Here is a 3130-nt window from a genome sequence, read left to right on the forward strand (position 1 = left end):
GGGGCCAGGGTCAGGAGGAGGGCGAGGAGGGGGCGGCGCATGGCGCTTCAGTCCCCCCCTTCGGTCGACAGGACGTCCCGGAACTCGGCGTCGAGCGCGCGCAGGGCGTCGCTCTTCTCCTTGGCGATCTTCTGGATGGTGGCCGCGTTGTCCTGCGTGCGGCTGAAGGCCACGTCCACGGTGCCGGTGTCGGCCTTGAGCACCAGCTCGTAGAACTGCTGTCGCACGCGGCGGAAGCTCTCGTAGGCGATGCGGCCCACCAGGTTGCGCGCGTCCCCGGAGGCCGTGGACACCTCCTGCTCGTAGCCCTGGAGCAGGGCCTGTTCGGCGCGCACCTTGTCGCGGATGGACTTCAGGCGGTGCTCCAGCCGAGCGCGCAGCGCCACCCGGGCCACCGCCACCCGGCCGCGGAGCACGTCCGTGCGCGTGCGCACCGCGTGCATGCGCAGGAGCACGCGGGTGTCCTCGCCGGACAGCCGGGCCTCGCCCACGTGCAGCATCGCGTGTTCCTGCTGGAGCGCGGCGGCGTACCGGGCGCGGATGGCGGCCTCACCCTCCAGCGACGTGTCCGTGGACTGCCGCTCGCTGGCGAGCCGGGCGCGGGTGCGGTCCAGCTCTCCCTGCAGGTCGCGCAGCGCGGCGATCTCCGCCTGGAGCTGCACCAGGAACTCGCGCTCCTCCGCGGGGTCCGCCTGGCGTTCATCGCGGGTGTCCTCCACCCACTTGCGCACGGCGGCCGCGTTGGCGTGCAGGCTCTGCAGTTCGTACCCCAGCCGGAAGGCTTCGCGGTCCACCGTGTCCACGCGGGCCTGCATGCGCTGACGGCGCGCGTCCAGCTCCCGGTTGGTGGTGGGCAGCGACGCGAACCGCTGGCGCTGGGCCTCGCGCTGGCCCTGGGCGACGAGCAGCTTCTCGCGTTCGGCGGGCGTCAGCGTCTCCGCCACCAGCCCGGTCTCCGCCTGCACCAGGGACTGCTCCACCAGCGTGAGCGCGGTGTCCACGGCCTCCGCGCGGGTGTAGCCCTCCTGCAGCTCCGGGAACGCCTCCAGCCCGCGCGCGTCCAGCGCCTCCAGGATGCGCTCCGCGATGGCCTTCGCCTCGCCCGCGCCCTGCCGGCCGCTGTCGAGGTCGCCCACCATCCGCACCGCCTCCGAGACCTCCTTCTGCGTGGACGCGTACTTCAGCGCCAGGGGCGGCAGCAGCGTGCTCACGTCCAGGGAGCGCTCGTTGCGCGCCAGGAGGTTGTCGAAATAGGCGACCGGGTCCTGGTTCACGAGCAGGAGCGAATCCACCTTGTCGCGCGCCGGCGCGAACGTGCGCGCCACGCCGTCGTACGTCTCCAGCGCTTCCTCGTATTGACGCAGCTTCTGGAGCAGGTGGCCCTGGAGGATCTGCGCTTCGGGCGCGAGCTGCGACTGGGGAGCGACGAGCAGCAGGATGTCCGTGGCGTTCTTCGCCTGCGTGAAGTCCTGCTTGCGCACGTACGTCCACGCGACTTCCAGCAGCGACTCCGGGAAGCGTTCGCTCTCGCGGGGCACCTGGCTGTACTGATCCAACGCCTCCGCGTAGCGGCCCGTCTCGTAATAGAGCCGCCCCAGCGACAGCCGCGCCAGCTCCCGGAAGCGCTGGGCCTCCGGCTCTGGCAGGCCCGTGGAGACCACCGCGTCCGGCCCGGTGGCGACGATGCGCTGGAACTGCGCGATGGCGGCGGGGTGGTCCCCGGACTGCACGCTCAACACGCCCAGGTGGTAGACGGCCTGCACGCGGAAGCGGCTCGGGGACTGCGCCAGCGGGGCGAACAGCGCGCGCGAGCGCTGCTGATGCTCCTCCGGCGACAGGTCCGCGCGCTTGAAGGTGCCGCGCGCGTGCACATAGGCGATGTCCGGGGCCAGCACGCCGCCGGACAACTGGCGCGCCTTCTCCACGTACGCGTCGATGCCCTCGAACTGCTGGAGCCGCCCGGCCACCGCGAGGTAGCGGCTCACCGCTTCCTTGTAGCGCTGCGGCGTCAGGGGCAGCGCCAGCACGTCGCGCAGGTACACGCGCGCGCCGATGTCGTTCTTCTGCTGGTAGAGCGCGTCCGCCAGGTAGAAGACCGCCTCCGGGTAGCGCGGGTTCGACTTGAAGTCCGGGTCGCTGACCAGGTCGTAGAAGAGGACGGACGCGGCGGGCCAGTCTCCCAGGAGCGAGTACAGCTCCCCTTCGGAGAAGCGCTTCTGCTGTGAATCGGCGCTGCTCGGCTCGGGGCGCTCGGTGAACTGCGCCTCCACGAAGCGCAGGCTCTGTTCGGCGGCGCGCAACTGGGCCTCCACCGCCTCCACGGCCGCGGCGCGGGTGCTCAGCGAGGCAGGCATGGGCGCAAGCGTGGCTCCCGGCTTGGGAGCAGGGGAGGGCGCGGGCGCGGCCCCGAGGGACAGGGCGAGGGCCAGGGCGTGCAGCGTCGCGGTCACGGCGCCTGCTCCCTACTTCGTCTCGCTGGAGGTGGAGGCCGGCAGCACGCCCGGCGCACCTTCCGTCCCAGAGGTGGCGGGCGGCTTGGGCGGCAGCGTGCGCGTGTCCTTGGCCACTTCGATGTCGTATCTCACCGCGGGCCGGTCCTTCAGGTCGGTGGTGAGGCCGCCCTTCTCCACGCCCACCACGTTCACCGTGGTGACCTTTCCAGACTCCGCGTTGAAGGTGTAACTGGATTGCACCTTGAACTTGTAGCCTTCCAGGTAGCTGAAGACGCCGTAGCCGCTGCCCCGGTACACGAGGCGCACGGCGAGCTGGTGCTGGCCGGGGACGATGCGGCCGTTGAAGACCTCCAGCGACTGGTGCCGGTTCAGGTCTCCCTGCGTGTCCACCTGGGTGAAGATGGGCGCGCCGTCCAGCGCGTACACCACCGACTCCAACTGGAACGCGTTGCCCATCTCGTTCTTGTGCACCAGCACCGCGCGGGCGCCGGTGGACAGGTCGCCACCCATCACCGTCTCCTGGAGCAGCAGCAGGCGCGCCTTGGAGCGGTAGATCTTCTCCTTCAGGTCGACGACCTGCTCCTCCAGCGTCTTCACCCGGGCCGTGAAGGCTTCGTCCGCCGTCTGTTCACCGGCCGAAGCTTGGGCCGGGGCCTGGGGCGCGACGGCGGTGGGGG

Annotated in this window: 2 protein-coding genes; both read right to left on the reverse strand. The window is 71.2% G+C overall.

Translation table 11 applies throughout. The features are described 5' to 3' along the window. Window positions 1-47: 47 nt before the first annotated feature. Window positions 48-2450: a tetratricopeptide repeat protein gene (locus D7V88_RS40130; protein WP_208726745.1), complete on the reverse strand. Its 2403-nt coding sequence runs from the start codon at window positions 2448-2450 to the stop codon at window positions 48-50. Window positions 2451-2462: 12 nt separating this feature from the next. Further along, window positions 2463-3130: dihydrolipoamide acetyltransferase (locus tag D7V88_RS40135; RefSeq protein ID WP_120545776.1), on the reverse strand; the 668-nt coding region annotated here is incomplete at its 5' end.

Source organism: Corallococcus terminator, from assembly GCF_003611635.1.
GTDB lineage: Bacteria > Myxococcota > Myxococcia > Myxococcales > Myxococcaceae > Corallococcus > Corallococcus terminator.